General features: G+C 68.9%; 18 protein-coding genes. 9 read left to right on the plus strand and 9 right to left on the minus strand.

The annotated features are described in order from the left end of the window. Positions 1-41: 41 nt before the first annotated feature. The 3 genes from D7D52_RS29310 to D7D52_RS29320 all read left to right on the plus strand — a co-directional run bounded on the left by D7D52_RS29310 (position 42) and on the right by D7D52_RS29320 (position 3,757). On the plus strand, positions 42-995 hold the full coding sequence (locus D7D52_RS29310; protein WP_120741511.1) for an oxygenase MpaB family protein: 954 nt from the start codon (positions 42-44) through the stop codon (positions 993-995). Positions 996-1,172: 177 nt separating this feature from the next. Next, complete coding sequence (locus D7D52_RS29315; protein WP_120741513.1) at positions 1,173-2,999, plus strand: acyl-CoA dehydrogenase; 1,827 nt, start codon at positions 1,173-1,175, stop codon at positions 2,997-2,999. Positions 3,000-3,118: 119 nt separating this feature from the next. Continuing rightward, positions 3,119-3,757, plus strand: coding sequence for a hypothetical protein (locus tag D7D52_RS29320; protein WP_120741515.1), 639 nt, complete (start codon positions 3,119-3,121; stop codon positions 3,755-3,757). 3 nt (positions 3,758-3,760) lie between these two features. Here D7D52_RS29320 and D7D52_RS29325 read toward each other — a convergent pair whose 3' ends face one another. The 3 genes from D7D52_RS29325 to D7D52_RS29335 are packed head-to-tail and all read right to left on the minus strand — an operon-like array spanning position 3,761 to position 6,207. Continuing rightward, positions 3,761-4,576 carry an exodeoxyribonuclease III gene (locus D7D52_RS29325; protein WP_120741517.1) on the minus strand — a complete coding sequence of 272 codons (816 nt, stop codon included), beginning with the start codon at positions 4,574-4,576 and terminating at the stop codon, positions 3,761-3,763. Between the two features lie 48 nt (positions 4,577-4,624). Next, positions 4,625-5,575, minus strand: a complete 951-nt coding sequence (locus tag D7D52_RS29330; protein ID WP_120741520.1) for an N-acetylglutamate synthase, CG3035 family — start codon at positions 5,573-5,575, stop codon at positions 4,625-4,627. Between the two features lie 8 nt (positions 5,576-5,583). Then, a complete protein-coding gene (locus tag D7D52_RS29335; RefSeq protein ID WP_120741522.1) occupies positions 5,584-6,207 on the minus strand; it encodes a peptide deformylase in 624 nt (207 codons plus the stop codon). Positions 6,208-6,504: 297 nt separating this feature from the next. Here D7D52_RS29335 and napA point away from each other — a divergent pair, with 297 nt between their 5' ends. The 5 genes from napA (at position 6,505) to D7D52_RS29360 (ending at position 10,980) form a co-directional block, all read left to right on the plus strand. Beyond that, positions 6,505-6,855, plus strand: coding sequence for a nucleoid-associated protein NapA (napA, locus tag D7D52_RS29340; RefSeq protein WP_120741524.1), 351 nt, complete (start codon positions 6,505-6,507; stop codon positions 6,853-6,855). A gap of 17 nt (positions 6,856-6,872) precedes the next feature. Further along, positions 6,873-7,469, plus strand: a complete 597-nt coding sequence (locus tag D7D52_RS29345; RefSeq protein WP_246023366.1) for a LytR C-terminal domain-containing protein — start codon at positions 6,873-6,875, stop codon at positions 7,467-7,469. Positions 7,470-7,584: 115 nt separating this feature from the next. Continuing rightward, positions 7,585-8,253, plus strand: a complete 669-nt coding sequence (sodC, locus tag D7D52_RS29350) for a superoxide dismutase[Cu-Zn] (RefSeq protein ID WP_120741527.1) — start codon at positions 7,585-7,587, stop codon at positions 8,251-8,253. Positions 8,254-8,271: 18 nt separating this feature from the next. Continuing rightward, positions 8,272-9,420 (plus strand): glutamate--cysteine ligase, encoded by a 1,149-nt coding sequence (locus tag D7D52_RS29355; protein WP_120741529.1) that lies wholly within the window; start codon positions 8,272-8,274, stop codon positions 9,418-9,420. A gap of 198 nt (positions 9,421-9,618) precedes the next feature. Next, positions 9,619-10,980, plus strand: a complete 1,362-nt coding sequence (locus D7D52_RS29360; RefSeq protein ID WP_120741531.1) for a phosphatase PAP2 family protein — start codon at positions 9,619-9,621, stop codon at positions 10,978-10,980. 17 nt (positions 10,981-10,997) lie between these two features. On the opposite strand, the gene D7D52_RS29365 is transcribed toward D7D52_RS29360, so the two are convergent. The 4 genes from D7D52_RS29365 to D7D52_RS29380 form a co-directional block, all read right to left on the minus strand. Then, the gene (locus D7D52_RS29365; RefSeq protein ID WP_120741533.1) at positions 10,998-12,323 is read right to left on the minus strand and encodes a hypothetical protein; all 1,326 of its coding nucleotides are present in this window, start codon (positions 12,321-12,323) and stop codon (positions 10,998-11,000) included. A 118-nt stretch (positions 12,324-12,441) separates the two neighbouring features. After that, on the minus strand, positions 12,442-14,709 hold the full coding sequence (locus D7D52_RS29370) for an AAA family ATPase (RefSeq protein ID WP_120741535.1): 2,268 nt from the start codon (positions 14,707-14,709) through the stop codon (positions 12,442-12,444). A gap of 81 nt (positions 14,710-14,790) precedes the next feature. After that, entirely contained in the window at positions 14,791-15,714 is a 924-nt protein-coding gene (gene pssA / locus D7D52_RS29375) for a CDP-diacylglycerol--serine O-phosphatidyltransferase (protein ID WP_425464577.1), read from the minus strand. Beyond that, a complete protein-coding gene (locus D7D52_RS29380; protein ID WP_120744547.1) occupies positions 15,711-16,427 on the minus strand; it encodes a phosphatidylserine decarboxylase in 717 nt (238 codons plus the stop codon). The genes pssA and D7D52_RS29380 overlap by 4 nt, the downstream gene beginning before the upstream one ends. 375 nt (positions 16,428-16,802) lie before the next feature. Here D7D52_RS29380 and D7D52_RS29385 point away from each other — a divergent pair, with 375 nt between their 5' ends. Next, entirely contained in the window at positions 16,803-17,831 is a 1,029-nt protein-coding gene (locus tag D7D52_RS29385; protein WP_120741539.1) for a beta-ketoacyl-ACP synthase III, read from the plus strand. Between the two features lie 4 nt (positions 17,832-17,835). On the opposite strand, the gene D7D52_RS29390 is transcribed toward D7D52_RS29385, so the two are convergent. Together D7D52_RS29390 and D7D52_RS29395 are read right to left on the minus strand one after the other, a co-directional pair. Further along, positions 17,836-18,537 carry an SIMPL domain-containing protein gene (locus D7D52_RS29390; RefSeq protein ID WP_120741541.1) on the minus strand — a complete coding sequence of 234 codons (702 nt, stop codon included), beginning with the start codon at positions 18,535-18,537 and terminating at the stop codon, positions 17,836-17,838. Positions 18,538-18,552: 15 nt separating this feature from the next. Next, on the minus strand, positions 18,553-19,008 hold the full coding sequence (locus D7D52_RS29395) for an SRPBCC family protein (protein ID WP_120744548.1): 456 nt from the start codon (positions 19,006-19,008) through the stop codon (positions 18,553-18,555). Positions 19,009-19,019: the final 11 nt, after the last annotated feature.

Raw genomic sequence — 19,019 nt, forward strand, 5'->3', positions numbered from 1 at the left:
GAATGAATGGCCTGGCCATCGACTGCAAAGGAGCAGAGACGATGACTGATGTGACGTCACGTCCCCAGTTCGACGCGCCCGCGCGCACCATCCGCGAGGTCGATTACGGCTTCTTCGGACCCGGTTCGCCGACCTGGAAGGTGTGGACCGCGCCGACCGCGCTGATCGGTTTCCAGCGGGCGGTCACCCTCGAGCACTTCGACCCGGATCTGACCGCCGCCGTCGCGGATGTCGGTGGCATCTACAGCGATCCGCGCGGGCGGCTCGATCACACCTTCGCCTACTTCCTCATCGCCGCCGTGGCCGACAGCCGCATGGCCGTCGAGGCGTCCGAGCACCTCATGCAGGTGCACGCCAAGGCCACCGGCATCGAGCCGATCAGCGGAAAGCGTTACAGCGCAAACAATCCCGACTCGCAGCTGTGGATTCACGTCACCGGCTGGCATTCGGTGCTCAAGTGCTACGAGATGTACGGGCCCGGCCCGCTGACACCCGAGGAAGAGCAGCAGTACTGGCGGGAATGCGTCATCGCGGCGGAACTGCAGACCTGCAAACCCGAGAACGTCCCGACCTCGCGCGCCGAGGTGCGCGAATACTTCGCGCAGGTCCGGGCGCGGCTGTGCAGTTCCGAGCGCGCCCGCCGCGGCATGCACTACCTGCTGTTCACGCCCAGCGAGAAGGGCATCAAGCTGTGGGCGGGCAGCCGGCTGGTGGCCCCGGCGGCCATTGCCACGCTGCCCGAATGGATGCGCGTCACCGGCGGTTTCGATCAGCCCGGGGTGCTCGACGCGGCCTATCCGCCGGCCGTGCGCGCGGCCATGGCCGTGCTGAAGAACGACAACCTGAAACTGCGGGTGGCCCGCCACGGCATCGGCAAGACGACCGCCCGGCTGCTCTCGGAGCACATGCGAGCCGGGGTTCCGGTGAATCCCGTCACGGTCACTCCGGCGCAGGCCAAGGAACTGTACGGGCGTTCGACGCGGTCGAGCGCATAACGGCACGGTTAACTTTTCGGGGTTTCCGCCCATTGTGATGGGCTTCTCGGCGCGAGCGGCTTCCCTACGCTTGCGTAACGGGACAGGCGTACGGCAACCTTCGCACGAGCGTCGCGACGCTCTTTCGGATCGTTCCACATCTCTTGATCTTCGAGACTCAGCCGAGGAGGCCCTTCCGTGTCCCATTACAAGGCGAACCTACGAGACATCGAGTTCAACTTGTTCGAGGTACTGGGCATCGGGGAACTGCTGGACCAGGGCGCCTACGGCGACCTGGACGCCGACACCGCGCGGGAGATGCTCGCCGAGGCGAAGCGCCTGGCGGAGGGGCCGATCGCGGACTCCTTCGTCGATGCCGACCGCAATCCGGTCGAGTTCCTCCCCGACCAGCACACCATCACCGTGCCGGAATCGCTGAAGAAGACCGTGGCCGCGGTCAACGAGGCGGGCTACTCGGGGCTGGGCATGTCCGAGGACATGGGCGGGGTACCCGCGCCCAACGCTCTCATCTGGGGCATCCAGGAGATGATCGTGGCCGCCAACAACTCGGCCTCCTTCTTCAACATGGGCCCGCTCATGCACAAGGTGCTCTTCGACGAGGGCACCGAGCAGCAGCGCAAGTGGGCCACCCACGCGTGGGAAAACCGTTGGGGCGGAACGATGGTGCTGACCGAGCCCGACGCGGGCTCCGATGTCGGCATGGGCCGCACCAAGGCCGTCGAGCAGGCCGACGGCACCTGGCACATCGAGGGCGTCAAGCGCTTCATCTCCGGCGGCGACGTGGGCGACACCGCCGAGAACATCTTCCACCTGGTGCTGGCCCGCCCCGAGGGCGCCGGCCCCGGCACCAAGGGCCTGTCGCTGTTCGTGGTGCCGCGCTTCCTGTTCGACACCGAGACCATGGCGCTGGGTGAGAAGAACGGTGCGCTGGTCACCGGCGTCGAGCACAAGATGGGCATCAAGTCCTCGCCCACCTGTGAGATCACCTTCGGTGGCGCCAAGCCGGCCGTCGGCTACCTGGTGGGCGGCGTGCACAACGGCATCGCGCAGATGTTCAAGGTCATCGAGAACGCGCGAATGATGGTGGGCACCAAGGCCACCGGCGCGCTGTCGACCGGCTACCTGAACGCGCTCGAGTACGCCAAGCAGCGCGTGCAGGGCGCCGATCTGACCCAGATGGCCGACAAGGCCGCGCCGCGCGTCACCATCACCCACCACCCGGACGTGCGCCGCTCGCTGGCCACCCAGAAGGCGTACGCCGAGGGCCTGCGCGCGCTGTACATGTACTGCGCCTCCTACCAGAACGCCGATGTGGCACAGGCGAATTACGGCGTCGACGCCGAACTGGCCGAGCGGGTCAACGATCTGCTGCTGCCCATCGTCAAGGGCTGCGGCTCCGACCGCGCCTACGAGAGCCTCACCGAATCGCTGCAGACCCTGGGCGGTTCGGGCTACCTGCAGGACTACCCGATCGAGCAGTACATCCGCGACTGCAAGATCGATTCGCTGTACGAGGGCACCACTGCCATCCAGGCGCAGGACTTCTTCTTCCGCAAGATCATTCGCGACAAGGGCGTGGCGCTCGGTCACGTCTCGGGCCTGATCCAGAAGTTCGTCGACGGCGGCCCCGACCGGTTCAAGGTCGAGCGCGAACTGCTCGGCGCGGCCCTGGCCGACGTGCAGGCCATGGCGGCCACGCTGACCAGCTACCTGATGGCCGCGCAGCAGCAGGTCGACGAGGTCTACAAGGTCGGCCTGGGCTCGGTCCGATTCCTGTACGCCGTGGGCGATCTCGTCATCGCGTGGCGACTGCTGGAGCAGGCCGCCATCGCGCAGGCCGCGCTGGACGCCGGTGCGGCGGACAAGGATCAGAACTTCTACACCGGCAAGGTCGGTGTCGCCTCCTGGTTCGCGAAGAACAAGCTGCCGCTGCTGAGCGGTGTGCGCGCGGTCCTCGAGACCCTCGACAACGACATCATGAAGCTGGACGAGGCCGCTTTCTAGTCTCTCCGAAACGGGTGGCTGCGTGTCGCATTCGGCGAGTCACGGCTCGCCGGGGTGACACGCACACTTCGTTGTGAGACCCGCGGTGAACTGTCGTGCCCAGCGGGTACAACTAGCCCATGGTCTTCCCGGTTTCCTTCGGCTGGATACAGATCCTGCTGCTGGTGCTCGTCGTCGGCGCGCTCGCGCTGCTGATCACGGCCGTGTTCAAGGCGCGGCGGGTCGGCTGGCGGGTGCTGGTCGGGCGCGGCATGAGCGCGGTCGGGCTGGTGCTGGTCGCGGTGGTGATCCTCTGGATCACCACGCTGCTGCAAACCTTCCTCGGGCTCACCGGCGAGGTGAAGGCCGCCCACATCGAGGCCAAATCCGTTGCCGGCCAGGAACACCTGATGAGCGTGGACCTGACCCTCTACGGCGACAAGGACCACGCCGACACGCACGCCACCTATCAGGTCGAAGGCGACATGTGGGTGCTGCAGGCCAATATCGTGGAGCTGGAACCGTGGGTGAACGCGCTCGGCTTCCACTCCGGCTACAAGGTGACCCGGCTCTACGGGCAGCGCCTGGACGGCGTCGCCACCAAACAGAACCAGATCTTCCTCAACGGCAGCGACAAGGACTTCTTCCAGGACATGAAGGACCAGTCCTGGTACACAAAGCCTTTCGTGCGCTCGGCGTACGGCAATGCCGTCATCGCCACACCGGGCACCTACGACGTCTTCATATCCCGCGACGCCATCAAGACCCGGCCCGCCTAGCGCTCAGTCCGCCAGCTCGGCCACGACCGGGGCATGATCGCTGGCGCCCTTGCCCTTTCGCTCCTCGCGGTCCACGTTCGCGTCGGTGACCCGGGCCGAGAGGGCGGGCGAGCCGAGAATGAAATCGATGCGCATGCCCTCCCGGCGAGGGAAGCGCAACTGCGTGTAATCCCAGTAGGTGTAGACGCCCGGGCCCGGATGGAACGGCCGCATCACATCGGTGAAGCCCGTCTCGCCGAAGGCCTCGAAGGCATCCCGCTCCGGTTCGGACACATGCGTCCTGCCGCGGAAGAACTCCGGCGACCAGACATCCAGATCGGTCGGCGCGATATTCCAGTCGCCGACCAGCGCGATCTGCGCGTCCGGATCCTCCGACAGCCATTTCGCGCCCGCATCCCGCAGCGCGGCAAGCCATTCCAGCTTGTAGGCGTAGTGCGGATCGGCCAGGGCGCGGCCGTTGGGCACGTACAGGCTCCACACCCGCACCCCGCCGCAGGTCGCGCCGATCGCCCGGGACTCCACCACCGGCGTGCTCAGCAACGATTCCCCCGCGTCCTTGTCGAACCCCGGCTGCCCCGGAAAGCCGATCTCGACCTGATCCAGGCCCACCCGGGAGGCGATGGCGACGCCGTTCCACTGATTGATGCCCACGTGCGCGGCCTCGTAGCCCGCCGCCTCGAACGCCTCGAACGGGAACTGCTCGTCCTTGCACTTGGTTTCCTGCATGGCCAGCACGTCGATATCGGCGCGGTCCAGCCAGGCCAGCACCCGATCCTGCCGGGTGCGAATCGAATTCACGTTCCAGGTGGCGATGCGCACGGTGCGGTGAACCTTTCAGCAATAGGGTCTTCGAAGGGCGGGGCGAGGTCAGGGCGCGGCGTACCGGTAGCGGTGATGCTCGACGAAACCCATCTCCTGATACAACGCCAGCGCCGCGTCGTTGTCATCCGACACCTGCACATAGGCGTGCGTGGCCCCGCGCGTCCGCCCCCAGCGGATCATCTCCGCGCACACCAGCGAACCCAGCCCGTGACGGCGATGCCCGGCCGCCACCGCCACACACGTCAGGCCCACCCAGCGGCGGCCGTCCGGCGCGGTGGTGAGCGCGGCCCGGCCGATGGCCAGCGGTGCGGGCAAACCCAGTGCGGCGAAGGCGACCTCGCCGTCGCGGACCGCGGTCAGCACCTCCACCGACGGGGTGGAGCCCACATCGGTGTCGCCGCCGCGATGCCGGTGCATCGACAGCCACGCGCCGTCCGGTTCGGCGGTGAACCGCACCATCGGCGGGCCCTGCGGCAGCATCACGTTCTCGATATCGACCGCCAGCACCTGGGTTTCGTTCCAGGATCGCCACGCCGCGGGCGCGGCGGCCAGCCGATCCGGTAGCTGCAGCACCAGCGGCAGGCCGTGCGCGGCATACCATTCGCCGATCCGCTCCAGGGTGGCGGCGTCCATCAGCGCGGGACCGTCCGTACCGCCCAGCGGCACCGCGGAATTCGCGCGATTGGTGTAGCCCTCCCCGGCGCGCAGCAGCCAGCCGTCGATCCACGAGCGCATCAGCCCCGGCCAGCCGTCGGCCGCGGCCGCCTCCAGGGAGCGGATCTCGCTGGTGCGAATGGGCCGGGGACCCACCGGTTTCCACGCCACCACCCGATCCCAGGCGATCGACACCACCTGCCCGTCGGCGGTGCGCACGGTCAGCGGGTCGGTCGCCACGAGTTCACCGATCACATCCGTCAAGGGCTGCGGGTAGCCCGCGGGCAGGCGGTAGCGAACCACCACCCGCTTGCCGATCGGCGGGAGTTCGGAAGCGGTCATCGGGGGTGTCAGTCGTCGAGATCGTCGTCGTCGTGCCCGAACGGGTCCGGCACGGTGCCGGGCACCCAGCTCGAACCCGGCTTGCCCCAGCCGTTTCGCTTGATGGCCTTCTTGGCGGCGCGCGCATTGCGGCCCACCAGCACGTCCACGTACAGGTAGCCGTCGAGGTGGCCGGTCTCGTGCTGCAGCATCCGGGCGAAGAAGCCGCGGCCCTCGATCTCGACCGGCTCGCCCTTCTCGTCGGTGCCGGTGACCTTCGCCCAGTCGGCGCGGCCGGTGGGGAACTGCTCACCCGGCACCGACAGGCAGCCCTCCTCGTCGTCCTCGGGATCCGGCATGCCCTCGGGGATCTCGGAGGTCTCCAGCACCGGATTGACCACACAGCCGCGGCGGCGCACCATCTTCCCGCCGGCCACCTCGTCCGGGCAGTCGTAGACGAACAGCCGCGGCGCGAGCTCGTCCTCGGACTCGATGATCACCTGATTGCCGGCCAGCCCCACCCCGTTGGCGGCGTCCATGGTCTCGAACATATCCGCGATCAGCCCCGCCAGCTCCTCCGGTGACTGCGTGACCGGAGTGGTCGCGCGGTGCAGAACCGGGTCGCCGACAATGCGAATCGGGAGAATAGCCATGGTTAGGCAGCCTACTGTGTCTATTTGCCTCCGCTTCGCTCCGGCGGTTCGCGGCCCTGCTACCTCGTTCTTCCCTCCTCCGCCCCTCCGCTTCGCTCCCCCGCTCCGTCAGTCCAGACCGAGGCGGGCCGCGAACTGGTGGGCGAAGGTTCAGCGGCTGTGATCTAGCTCGACACGCCGACTGCTCCTCAGAAACACGCCGAGCGGTACGCGTCGGGAAGGTCGGGCCGCGTGGTTGAATGATCGGCGACGCACAAGCACCATATTCGTCTGGTGACCACTCGGCGAGGGAGCACTATGGACAGCGCAGCGGCACGAGACATCCCCGCAAGCGAGGACGGTGTCCCCGCGGTCTCCTCCGATCATTCGGAGCGCGTGGCCGACGAGGCTGGCGCGCACGGGCTTTCCCGCCGCGAACTCGACATTCTCGACTTCGAGCGCAAATGGTGGAAGTACGCCGGCGCCAAAGAGGAAGCCATTCGCGAGCTGTTCGACCTCTCGCCCACCCGCTACTACCAGGTGCTCAATACCGTGGTCGACAAGCCCGAAGCCCTGGCCGCCGACCCCATGCTGGTCAAGCGCCTGCGTCGGCTGCGCGCCAGCCGTCAGAAGACCAGGGCCGCACGTCGTCTCGGTTTCCAGGTCTAGCCAGTAGGCTTCGACGCGTGAGCAACCCGAATTCGCCGTCCGGCGGTCCGCCGCTGCGCGCCCTGGCGATGGTCCTGATCGCGCTGGCCATCGTGTTCGCGGGGATCGGCGCGATGTCGCTGTCGAGTTCGGACTCCTCCGACGCGAGCGCCACCTCCTCCTCCGCGAGCGCCGCCCCGTCCACCACCCCTGCGGCACAGCAGAATTCGGCCAAGCCCAGCACCACGGCGCCGCTCGCGCCGACCACCACCGCGGCCGCGCCGCCCACCACCACCGCGCCGATCACCACCACCGTCCCGCCCGCGCCGACCACGACCGCGGCCCCGGCGGGCATCGACAAGACGGTGCCGGTGCGGGTGCTCAACAACGGCACCATCGCCGGACTGGCCAAGAAGACCGGCGATCAGCTCTCCGCCGACGGTTTCAACGTCACCGAGGTGGGCAACTACCCGAACGGTGTCATTCAGAAAACGACTGTGTACTACGGCAGTTCGCCCAAGGAGCAGGCATTGGCCCAGGCCATCGCCGCCGAACTGGGCTGCGCGGCCGTACCCCGATTCCCCGGAATCGCCGACTCCCCGTCCGGTGTCATCGTCATCGTCACGGACAACTAGAACACCACGATGGCCCCTCCACGGGTTGGGCGCGCGGCTCTGGCATCATCTTGTCCGGTACGAACTATGTCCACCCTGCTTTCCGATAAACTCGGACTCGTAAAGGAGTTCCCCGATGGCCTCGTCCTCTACTCGTCGCCCGTCTTGGTGGACTGTTGCTCCGGTGCTCGCGGTCGCCGCTCTCGGCCTCACCGCGTGCTCCAACAGCCAGGAGTCGAGCGACGTCAAGGGGACGACCCCGCCGGTGTTCACCAGCTCGCCCGCCCCCGCGGGCACCTCCAGCGGCCTCGGCAATGCCGCCGAGCCGCATGATTCGGTCTCGGCCACCCTCAAGGACTCCAGCGGTCAGTCGGTCGGCACCGCCACCTTCTCCAGCACGGGCGGACACCTCCAGGTCGTCGTCGAGGCACACGGCCTCAAGCCCGGATTCCACGGCCTGCACCTGCACTCCGTCGGCAAGTGCGAGCCCAACTCGGTCGCGCCCGCCGGTGGCGCGCCCGGCGACTTCCTCTCCGCCGGTGGCCATCTGCAGGTCGGCGATGCCAATACGCATCCGGCCAGCGGCGATCTGACCTCGCTCGAGGTGCTCAAGGACGGCACCGCCACCCTGACCACCACCACCGACGCGGTCACCCTGGACGAGATCAAGGGCAAGGCCCTGATCATCCACGCCGGCGCCGACAACTTCGGCAACATCCCCACCCGGTACGCACCCGCGCCGGATCAGGAAACCCTCTCGACCGGTGACGCTGGCGCGCGGGTCGCCTGCGGCGTCGTGTCCTGAAACCCATTGAGGTGAGCCATGGCCGGGGCAGGCATCAAGAAGGTCCCCTTCAACTCATCGCCCCGGCCCACGCTCGGCGTGGAATGGGAGATCGCGCTCGTCGACAAGCGCACGCGGGACCTGTCCAACACGGCCGCAGCCGTTTTCGAGGCGTGCGGTGACCTGCGGGCGTGGGACGGCACCCCGCAGATCACCAAGGAGCTGCTGAAGAACACCGTCGAGCTGGTGTCCGGCAAGCACGACTCGGTGAGCGAGGTGGTCGACGAACTGCACGCCACCCAGGACGTCGTGCGCCGGGAGGCCGACCGCATGGGCGTCGATCTGTTCTGCGCGGGCACCCACCCGTTCGCCCAGTGGTCCACCCAACAGCTCACGCGCAGTGCGCATTACGACGAACTCATCGAGCGCACCCAGTGGTGGGGCCGCCAGATGCTGATCTGGGGCGTGCACGTGCACGTCGGAATCTCGCACCCGGACAAGGTCTTCCCGATCCTCAACGCGATGCTGCCGTCGTATCCGCACCTGCTGGCGCTGTCGGCCTCCTCGCCCATGTGGGCGGGCGTGGACACCGGCTACGCCAGCAACCGGGCGCTGATGTTCCAGCAGCTGCCCACCGCCGGACTGCCCTTCCAGTTCGAAAACTGGGGCCAGTTCGAGCGATTCGCGCACGATCAGATGAAAACCGGTGTGTTCGAACAGCTCGGCGGCATGCACTGGGACATCCGGCCCGCACCCAAATGGGGCACCATCGAGGTCCGCATCTGCGACGGCACTCCCTCCCGGGCCGAACTGGCCGCCCTCGTCGCCCTCATCCACTGCCTCGTCGTCGATCTCGATCGCCGGGTGGAATCGGGGGAGGAGCTGCCCGCCATCCTGCCACCCTGGCATGTGCAGGAAAACAAGTGGCGCGCAGCGCGTTACGGGCTGGACGCCATCATCATCACCGACGCCGACAGCAACGAGCGCCTCGTCACCGACGACCTGATGGATCTGCTCAACCGGCTCGAACCGACCGCCAAGAGCCTCGGCTGCGAGAACGAACTGGCGCTGGTCGCCGACATTCCGAAGAAGGGCGCGTCGTATCAGCGGCAGCGCCGGGTGGCCGCGGCCGCCCAGGGCGATATGGTGGCAGTCGTCGACTCGCTGGTGCGTGAACTCGAACAGTGACGGGCCGCCGGCACTGAAGTCTGTGATCCAGCGGTGAATACGGTGTCACAACGCTGTGATTTCGGTTACGCCGACCGGCGGCCGACGTCCGCGTGGCCAGCGGCGATAACGCACCGACCGGGGGCTGTTCATTCGATCCGAGTGCTCGTGTTCAACTGAGCACGAGGGTGGCGTTCACGTGGCGTTTACTATGGCTGGATGCTGCTCGACGACCCGCGCTCCCGATACGGCGGTGCCGAACGCCGCCCGGGAACGTGGACCCCGTCGCCGCGCGCCCGCCTGATCGCCGTCCTGGCCGTCGGGGCGGCCGCCCTGCTCGCCCTCCAATTCGTCGCTGCCCGGCACCATTTCACCGGGCCGCTCGAAAGCATCTGGGACGACTTCACCGGCAACGCCAAATCCTTCACCGTGCCCTGGGCGGGCCTGGGGCTCGCGCTCATCGGCCTGTCCTGGCGGCGGCGCGGCCTCGCGGTCGCCGCGGCCTTCGGCATCGACCTTGTCTACCAAGGGATCCGGACGCTCAGCGGTGGTCCGCTGGCCATGGGCAACGGGCCGGTTCTGGTGCTGCTCGCCATCCTGGGCCTGGCCTGGTTCCGATGGCAAGGCGCGGAACGCGGCAACGCGCTGCACGCCGGCGCGCTCGGCATGCTGCTGGTGCTCTCCAGCAAGGTCGCCGACGTCTGGCTCGGCATCACCGTGCTGGCCGGACCCCGGGTTCTCGACGAGCACATCGTGCTCGTCGATCACGCGCTCGGCGATCCGTCCTGGATGCTGGGCCAGCTGCTGGCGTGGCTGGGCCCCGTCGCCTCGGCGGTGCTGCACTGGGTCTACATCGAACTGCCGCTCGGCGCGATGATCGTGACCGTCTGGCAGTTGCGCGATGTGGTGCGGACCGGGGCGTGGCCGCGGCACTATCTGGTGCGCACCTTCCTGGTGCTCGGGTTGATCGGGCCGATCTTCTACATCGTGTTCCCCGTCGTCGGGCCGATGTTCGCCTTCGGCGCGGACGGGCACGCCTTCTCCCTCGGCGCGTACTGGCCCAATGTCGTACCGCCGGTGGATCTCTCGCCCGGCAGCATCGCCTTCGACCACTACACGCCGCGCAACTGCATGCCGTCGCTGCACACCGCGTGGGCGCTGTCGATCTTCATCCACTCCCGCCGCGACCCGTTCACCGGCGCGCCCGCACCGGTGTGGCTGCGCTGGGGCGGCGCCTTCTGGCTCGTCGCCACCCTCGCGGCCACCCTCGGCTTCGGTTACCACTACGGCGCGGACCTGGTCGCGGGCGCGGTGCTGTGCCTGACCGTCGAATCCGCCCTGCGCGCACCGGAACGCGGCTGGGACCGCACCCGGCTGCGGCTCGTCGGCGCGGGCGCGGCGCTGTTCGCCGGGCTGCTGCTGTCCTACCGGTACCTGTCGGTCTGGTTCGCCGAACACCCGATGCCGGCCGGGATGATCGTGCTCGGGCTGCTCGCCGCCTATGTGACCGCGTTCTATCGGACCTGGTTCGCGCAGTTGCCGATCCAGGCGCCCGCACTCGAAACCGCCGCTCGCGCCTGAACGTTCGGGCTCGCCGGTCAGTCGGTCGCGGTCGCGTCGGCCAGGTCGCCGTTCGGCTCGGCGACCTGTGGGCGGCTGCGGCGCAAGGCCAGCACGCCCGCCGCGCAGCCCGCGGCCACCAGCATCGACGTCCACGCGGGCAATGCGGTATTGCCGGAGTCGACCGTGCACAGCGGGGCGTGACCCGTCGATTGCAGCGCGTAGTCGCCGCGGGCGGCGTAGTCGCGCATGCCCAGCACCGCGGACGGCACGAAGATCACCATGGTGCCCAGCACCCGGCTGGGAACGTAGCGCGGCCGCACCGAGACGAGGGCGAAACCGAAGAGCCAGGACACGATTGCCGCCTCGCCGACGATCACCACCGCCAGCTCGGTGTCGGGGTCCAGTGCCGTCAGCAGCCCGGCCAGGATCGCCGCGCCCAGGCACGCGTACGTGGCGGGATGCCGGCTGCCCGTCCACATGCCCAGCGCGGACACCGCCACCAGCAGCGGCACCGACCACGCGGGCAGCTCCGCCGCGATGGTCGCGCTGCCCACCGCGCTGAGCCCGACCGCCAGCAGCACGATCTCGCCGTCGCGGCCCGGCAGCAGCATGGCCGCGATCATGGCCGTCCCCACCGCCGTCGCCGCCGCCAGGAAGACGCCCGCCAGGCTGCCGCCGTGCCGCGACAGCCACTCGGCGCTGGCCAGCGTGATCAGGACGAGCAAGACGCCCGCCAGGATCGGGGTCAGCGGCAATTCGATCGACACGCGTTGCGTGACCGGCTGTTTCCGATTGGCCAGCACGCCCAGCACCGCCAGGATCAGGGCCAGCACGATCATCCAGACCGGCGGCATATCCGTGGCCTGCCAGTGCTCGCCGACGGTCTGGTCGATGGTGCCGCCCACCCGCGGCACCGGATTCACCGAACCCAGCAGCAGGCTGATCAGGATGCCCAGCGTCCAGCCGAAGGCGGGCAGCCGATGATGCAGCACCGCCGCGCCCAGCGCGCCCAGCACCAGCCCGCCCGCCAGGGAATCGATGAAGTTCATGGTGGACAGCGAGGAATGCGGGTCGCTGGCGTGCCCGAGGGAGTGGTTGGCCAGCAGCGCCACCAGGCCGCCCGCCGTCGTGATCCAGGCGGCCCGGGGGCTACCGAGGGTGGTGAGCAGCACCGCGACGATCATGGCGACCAGTACGCCCGCGGCGATGGCGCGCGGGAGGCTGTAGGCCAGCAGATCCAGTTGCAGCGCGGAAGTCTGTGAGGTCCAGCCGAAGTCGATGGGCAGGGCCAGCGCCAGGCCGGCAACCGTTGCGGTGACGAGCGCCGTGAATGTCTCGACGGCGACCTGATACGACCTCACCTGCGCAAAGCTACCGGCGAAGGCCGGACCGGTTGGTTCGACTCGCCTACTTTGCGCAGATTCAGCTAACTTCCCGATGACGCAAAAATAGGACCAATCGGTCTGTTTCGAGGGGGAGTCAGACATACCCCGGCGAGTCCCCCGCCGGACCCGACGCCGCCCGCTGCTCGGCGTAGCGGCGCAGCGACTCCACCTGAATCGGATCCAGCGAGGGCCGGACCGCCGCCCGCGCGGCCGTCAGATCCGCCGAAGTGATCTCCCCGGCATCGATATCGCGGCGCATGGCCGCCAGCGCCGCCTCGCGCAGCAGCGCCGTGCAGTCGGCCGCCGAGTAGCCCTCCAACTCCTTGGCCACCTTGCGCAGCTTGGCATCCGGGGTCAGGGCCGGGACAGTGGCGCGGGTCTTGCGCACCAGGGTGCGCAAGATGTCCGCGCGCGCCGCGGCGTCCGGCGGCGGCACGAAGACCAGCTTTTCCAGCCGCCCGGGCCGCAGGACCGCGGGATCGATCAACTCCGGCCGGTTGGTCGCGCCGATCACCACCACATCGCGCAGCGGCTCCGCACCGTCGAGTTCGGTCAGCAGCGCGGCGACCACCCGATCGGTCACCCCGGCGTCATTGGCCTGCCCGCGTCGCGGTGCGAGCGCGTCGATCTCGTCCAGGAAGATCAGCGAGGGCGCGGAATCCCGTGCCCGCTGGAACAATTCGCGAACCGCCCGCTCGGACGAGCCGACCCATTTGTCCAGCAGCTCCGCACCCTTCACCGAGTGCACGCTCAGCTGTCCCGAACCGGCCAGCGCCCGCACCAGAAAGGTCTTGCCGCAGCCCGGCGGCCCGTACAGCAGCACCCCGCGCGGCGGCTCGATGCCCAGCCGCGCGAACGAATCCGGATGCTGCAGCGGCCACAGCACCGCCTCGGTCAGGGCCTGTTTGGTCTCGTCCATGCCGCCGACATCGTCGAGACTGGAGTGGCCGATGGCCAGTTCCTCGGAACCCGACCGCGACAGCGGCCGGATCACGTCCAGCGCGCCGATCAGATCTTCCTGCCGCAGCAGCGGATCCGACTCCTCCCGGCTGGCGCGGCCCGCGGCCCGCAATGCCGCCTCACGCAGCAGCGCCGCCAGATCCGACACCACGAATCCCGGTGTGCGCGCCGCGATCTCGTCGAGTTTCAGCCCGTCGGCCGGGATGTCGCGCAGCAGCCGCTCCAGTAGCGCGGTGCGCACCGCGGCGGTCGGCAGCGGCAGCGACACCTCCCGGTCGAACAGCTCCGGCGATCGCAGCCGGCGGTCGATGCCCACCGCGTTCGAGGTGGTCGCCAGCACCGCGACGGCGGGACGCGCCACCGCACAACGCAATTGATCCAGGATCAGTGTGGCCACCGGTTCCGGGGTATCGGGCAGCAGCGCGTCGATATCGGTGATCAGCAGGATGCCGCCCGCGCCGGAACAGATCTCGGTCACCCGATTGGAGACCTCCAGCAGCCGGCTGCCGCTCTCCAGCGAACCGATCGCGGGCCCGTCGAGCACCACCAGCCGCCGCTGACCGGCCACCGCGCGCGCCAGCGTCGCCTTGCCGACGCCGGCCGGGCCGGTGATCAGCGCACCCAGATGTGGTGACGCACCAAGGGCTTTCAGCAGTTTCGGCTCGTCGAGCGAGAGTTGCAGCCACTCGGTCAGCTTGGCCGCCTGGGACTGCACCCCGGCCAGATCCGCGACCGCCACCGCGGACCGGAGGGGCGCGGCGTGCACCGACGGCGCCGGAGTCACCACCGGATTGGGCCGGGTCGCGTCGTCGAGCAGATCCATCGGGGTGTCGGTGGCGTCGGTGGCCGTGCCCAGCACCACCGCGGTGCTCGGGCGGATCGTCACCGGGCCGGAACGCGGATCGGTGACGGTCACCTTCAAGACCTCGGAGGTCCACGCGATTCCGATGCCCTTCAAGGCGAGTCGCGCGGCGGCCGGATTGTCGCCGGGCAGCAGATCACGGGGCAGCAGGGTCACGCTGTCGCCGACGGTCACGATCTTGCCGAGCAGGGCCTGCCGGATGGTCGACTCGGAGATGTAGCTCATCGCGAGGTCCGAACCGGTCACCGCGACCATGCGGGCATCGGAGACGGTCGCGGGTGCGACGGTGACATCGCCGCCGTCGCGCACCTTCGCGTTGGCCAGCGTCACCTCGTCCAGCAGGGCGACGCCGCTGCCGTGGCCCTGGGTCGGTTTGAACTGCCCGACCACGGCGGTGGTGCGGCGGCCGCCGGTCAGCGTGACCCCGTCACCCGGGCGCAGACCCAGCGCCATCAGGACTTCCGGATGCAGGCGCACCAATCCCCAGCGGGCGTCCCCGCCCGAGGTATTCCGGCGAGCGGTCAGCTTGATTTCCGGCACCCGTCAATTCTGCCTGGCGGACCGGGCGCCGACGCCGACGCCGATGAATTGCGGCCCAGCCGTTGGCGTCCGCGTCGGGCGTCAGCGCCGCCCGGCACGGTCGGGCAGCCGGTCGCGCTGGCCGGGGCGGCGCAGGCGCAGCCGAGCCGTCGACACCGACACCCGCGGCACCCGCCCGGCCAGCGGGCGCTGGCGTCGCTGCGCCCGGCGCTGGGCGCGACGCTCGGCCGGCTTGTGATGCCAGGTCTCCGGACGCGCGGCCACCCAGCGAGCCGAGTGCACGGCGAAGGGGATGTGGGACAGGTACAGCGCGACCAGCGCCATCATCAGGATCAGCGGATAGGTGACCAGCAGCGCGGCGGCCAGGCCGACCAGCACCAGCAGGATCGGCGCGGTGCGCGGAGCCACCGACACCGACTTGATGGCCAGCGTCGGCAAGGTGCTCACGCACAGCAGACCGGTCAGCACGGTCCAGACCGCGACCATCGGGAAGCTGACCCACCAGCCGTCGTGGAACTGCTCGGACAGCGCGATGGGCAGCAGCACGATGAGCGCGCCCGCGGGGGCGGGCACGCCGGTGAAATACTCGCGCTGCCAATCCGGCCGGCTGTCGTCGTCCATCAGGGTGTTGAAGCGGGCCAGCCGCAACACCATGCAGACCGCGAACATCAGCGCGATGATCCAGCCGATGCTGTCGGCGTGCAGGAAGGTCACGTAGAGCACCAGCGCGGGCGCGACACCGAAGGCGATGGCGTCGGAGAGCGAATCCAGTTCCGCGCCCATCTTGGTGGTGGCGTCCAGCATGCGAGCGATGCGACCGTCCAGCATGTCGAAGACCGCGGCCGCGCCGACCAGCGCCAGCGCGATGCCCAGCGTGCCCTCCATGGCGAACTTCACCGCCGACAGCCCCGAGCACAGCCCGAGAATGGTCACCATGCTGGGCAGCAGCCGGATGGTGCGATTGCGGCGGCGCTGCAGCGGCGCGGGCGCGAGTTGCTCCATCATGAATCCAGTTCGGCCAGTACCGTTTCCGCGCCGATGGTCCGCTGACCCGGCGTCACCAGCAGGGTGGTGCCGGCCGGGAAGTAGGTGTCCACGCGCGAACCGAAGCGGATCAGCCCGTAGGTGTCGCCGATGTTCAGTTTGTCGCCGGCCTTGGCGTCGCACACGATGCGGCGCGCCAGCAGCCCGGCGATCTGCACCACGATCACGCGCTGTCCGGAGGCGGTCTCGATGACCATGCTGTTGCGCTCGTTGCGCTCGCTGGCCTCGGGCAGATCGGCCGAGAGGAACTGGCCCTTCAGATAGGCGACCTGCTCCACCAGCCCGGCCACCGGCACCCGCTGCACGTGCACGTCCAGCACCGACAGGAAGATGCTCACCCGCGGCAGCGGCGCATCGCCCAGCCCGAGTTCGGCGGGCGGCACCGCGGTGTCGACGAGCGCGACCTCACCGTCGGCGGCGGCCACGACCACGCCCGGACGGTTCGGCGGCACCCGGTGCGGATGCCGGAAGAAGGTCGCGGTGGCCGCGGCCGCCAGCAAACCCGTGCGGCGCAACCACTTCCGCCGGTAGCCCAGGGTCGCCACCGCCAGCGGCGCGGCCACGAACGGCAGACCCGCCGGGTGCAGGGGTGGAACCGCTTTGCGAACCAGGTCGGCGACGTGGGCGAGGCCGGTCTGTTCGGGAGTGCCGGGCGGGGTGGGTCGGCGGGCCACAAGCTCCTCTTTCATGCGCGGGTAGGTGCGGTACGGGACCGCGGTCACAGCCTACTGTGCCCAATTGCCCTCCGCTTCGCTCCGGGCGCGTTCGCGGCCCTGGAGGTCTCGTTCTTCCCTCCCTCCGCTCCTCCGCTTCCCTCCCTCCGCTCCTCCGCTTCGCTCCCCCGCTCCGCTCAGTCCAGAACGAGACGGGCCGCGAACCTTTGGTGACCTACCTGCAAGTGCACCCCGATTGTGAGCATAAGCACTCATCTGGCAGGCTGGGGCGCTTAAGATGAGGGTGCCTCATGTCTGCGACGACCAGCAGGTCCGCCGGGGGGTGGGGAACCCGATGAAGGTCACGTTCGACGCGCAGTACATAGGAGAGAACCAATGGCTGCTCGAATTGCCTCGATCAGCGGGGCAGAGCACACGGCAATGCTCGGGCTCGGCGTGTACCGGCCGGAGCGCATCGTCACCAACGAAGAGGTCGCCGGACCCATCGATTCCAGCGACGAATGGATCCGGACCCGCTCCGGCATCCGCACCCGCCGCTTCGCCTCCCCCGCGGAGACGATCATCAGCATGAGCGCCGCGGCCGCCCGCGACGCCATCGACGCCGCGGAGATCGATCCCGGCACCATCGACTGCGTCATCGTCGCCACCTCCACCTGGCTGCTGCTCACGCCCGCCGCGGCCCCGCAGATCGCCACCGAACTCGGCCTGAAAAACGTTGCCGCCTTCGATGTTTCGGCCGGCTGCGCGGGCTTCTGCCACGCCGTGGCGCTGGCCTCGGATCTGGTCAAGGGCGGCACCGCGCGCAATGCGCTGGTCATCGGCGTGGAACGGCTGACCGACACCATCAACCCCAAGGATCGCGGCACCGCCTTCCTGTTCGCCGACGGCGCGGGCGCGGTGGTCATCGGCCCGTCCGACGAACCCGGCATCGGCCCCACCGTCTGGGGTTCGGACGGCACCCAGCACCACGCCATCCGCCAGGACAAGGACTGGATGGAGTTCTTCCGGGAGATCGACGAACACGGCCTCGACGCCGTCCGCCCGTATCTCGCCATGGAGGGCACGGCCGTATTCCGCTGGGCCGCACACTCTTTGGAACAGGTCTGCCTCGACGCCATCGAACGCGCCGGCCTCACCCCCGACGACCTCGACGCCATGGTCCCGCACCAGGCCAACGGCCGCATCATCGAGATCATGGCCCGGGTGCTGAAACTCCCCGAGAGCTGCGCGCTGGCCAACGACATCGAGGAGACCGGCAATACCTCCGCCGCCTCGGTGCCGCTGGCCATGGAGGCCATGATGCGCAAGGGCGACGCCAAACCCGGCGGCACCGCCCTGCTCATCGCCTTCGGCGCCGGCCTGTCCTACGCGGCCCAGGTGGTCCAGCTCCCGAACTGGAAGTAGCGGCCTACCCCATGTCCCAGGCGACGGTCACCTCGAAAGTGACCGTCTGCTGGCCGGGTTCGAGGTTGATGTTGGGGGCGGCGCCGGGCACGGCATCGCGGTACATCGGTGTCGGGGTGGGGGTCGTCCCGCTGCCGTTCTCGCTGATGGTCTTGACCGTCTTCAACTTCAGCCCCGACAGGTCCGCGTACTGCTGGGCGCGGGACTTGGCGTCGTCGAAGGCGCGGGCACGGGCATCCGAGAGCAACTTGGTGTTGTCCTCCAACCCGAACGCCACCGAGCTGATGCGGGTGTCGTTGCCGCCGGCCTGTACCGCGGCCGCGAGAATCGCCGACGCCTTCGGCAGCTCCCGCACGGCCACGTGCATCGAATTGGTGGCGCGATACCCGGTGATGCTGTGCCCATCCGGCCCGTAGGTCGGCTGCACGGACAGATCACTGGTCTTGACGTCCTCGCGCTTGGCGCCCGCGGTGACCATGGCGTCGGTGATCGCCTTGGCCTGGCTGTTGGCCTGATCGACGGCCGCGGACACATCGGCCGCGCTCACCTCGGTGCCGAGATCGGCATTGAGCACGTCCGGGGTGCCCTGCACCTTCCCGGTTCCGGTGACGGTGACCGTGCGATCGCCGGAGTTCGAACTGCCGCAGCCGGTCAGCAGCAGCGCGACACCGGCGGTCGCGGCGCAGAGCGCAGTGAGTCGTCGCATAGGCCGAACCTACGCTCAGCGCTCCACGGATTGCTTGATCTTGCCGAGGGTTTCGTGCATGCCGTCCACGAGCGCGCCCTCGAAGGACTGCTCACCGCCGAAAACGGTGTCGATCGTCTTCTGCAGCCAGCCGGGCAGCTTGCCCTTCGGGACGTCGCGCCGCTGGACGAGGCGGGTGCCGTCGGCGGTGGGCTCGAGCGTGTAGCTCCAGACGGTGCCGTTCTCGTTCATGCGGAAGGCGAGCGCGCGGTTCGGTTCGAACCGCACGATCCGCGAGGTGGTCGGGTAGACGTACCCCTTGGCCTTGTTGAGGTTCACCGTCCAGGTTCCGGTGTGCACGCCGCGCCCGAGCGGTTGCATGCGCAGCGTCTGCGGGCTGAATTCGCGGATGCGCTTGAGATCGGAAACGACACTCCAGACCCGTTCCGGCGCTGCCGAGATATCGATGCTGGCTTCGAGATTGTTCGGCAACATTGCCTCCG

Origin of the sequence: Nocardia yunnanensis, from assembly GCF_003626895.1 — a bacterium.
Classification (GTDB): Bacteria; Actinomycetota; Actinomycetes; order Mycobacteriales; family Mycobacteriaceae; genus Nocardia; species Nocardia yunnanensis.